Source organism: Saccharibacillus sacchari, assembly GCF_037722395.1.
Lineage (GTDB): Bacteria > Bacillota > Bacilli > Paenibacillales > Paenibacillaceae > Saccharibacillus > Saccharibacillus sacchari_A.
In genome coordinates this window covers 1-1,126 of the sequence record NZ_JBBKAR010000059.1, presented here as the reverse complement: position 1 = coordinate 1,126, position 1,126 = coordinate 1, and the positions used below count along the sequence as shown (strand labels likewise).

At 33.2% G+C, this 1,126-nt stretch carries 1 protein-coding gene; it reads left to right on the top strand.

All coding sequences use genetic code 11. The features are described 5' to 3' along the window. Positions 1-1,105 (top strand): UDP-2,4-diacetamido-2,4,6-trideoxy-beta-L-altropyranose hydrolase (gene pseG, locus WKI47_RS24460; protein ID WP_340229821.1); only part of this gene is annotated, 1,105 nt, incomplete at its 5' end. Between the last annotated feature and the right edge of the window lie 21 nt (positions 1,106-1,126).

Here is a 1,126-nt window from a genome sequence, read left to right as displayed (position 1 = left end):
ATCAAAAGAAACTAGGAGATTAAAAGTGATGAAAATTGCTATCCGAGCTGATTCAAGTCTGGCATTAGGATCAGGACATATTATGCGTTGTGTGACCCTTGCTCGCATCTTAGTTTCTTTCGGTTACGAAATTCATTTTATCTCTTTGAATCTTAAAGGTAATATGGCAGATTTTTTAAAAAGTTATGGTTTTCATGTTCATTTACTTCAATCAAACATTGTTAAGGATTCTTTATCAATTCAACAATTAATAGATGCAATCAAACAAACTATTCAAAATGATGCTGAACAAACAACTGATCTTCTGAAAAAGCATGGTCCATTTGAATGGATTATTGTGGATCATTATTCACTTGACGTAACTTGGGAAAACATAGTATCTGAATGCGTAGAGCGAATTTTTGTAATAGACGATTTAGCTAATCGAATTCATAACTGTGATGTCTTACTAGATCAGAATTTCCATCTAAACCCTCTCGATAGATATGAAGGAAAAATCCCTCGAAAATGTGTTGCTCTTCTAGGCACAAAATATATGCTTTTTCGATCTGAATTCCTTAATATTAAACCAAGAGTTCGGAATGGAGAAATTAAACGATTGTTGATTTTTTTTGGAGGTAGTGATCTTACTAACGAGACTTCTAAGACTTTGAAAGCTTTACTTATTTTGAAGCGAGAAAATTTATATATTGATGTGGTGCTCGGAGCAAGTAATCCTCATACTCAAGAAATATACGATTTATGTAGAAAAATACCTGATACTAAAATTCATGTTCAAATTGATTACATGGCTCAGTTGATGAATGATGCAGATCTTGCTATAGGAGCAGGAGGAGCATCAACTTGGGAACGTTGCTTACTTGGACTTCCGGCATTAATCATTGTTTTAGCAGAGAACCAACGTATCAGCATTGAGGAATTGGAGAATAAAGAAGTATTTGTAAATTTAGGGAGTCATGAAGATGTTGATGAGAATCTCATCTTTTATGAGATTGATAGGTTGATGAATGAACCTTATTTAGTGGAAACAATGGGTAGAAATGCTTTGGAGCTAGTGCCACATAACGATTTGTTTGACATAAAAGACTGGAAAAATATTTTTTAGATTTCTTTTTCTATTGAAACA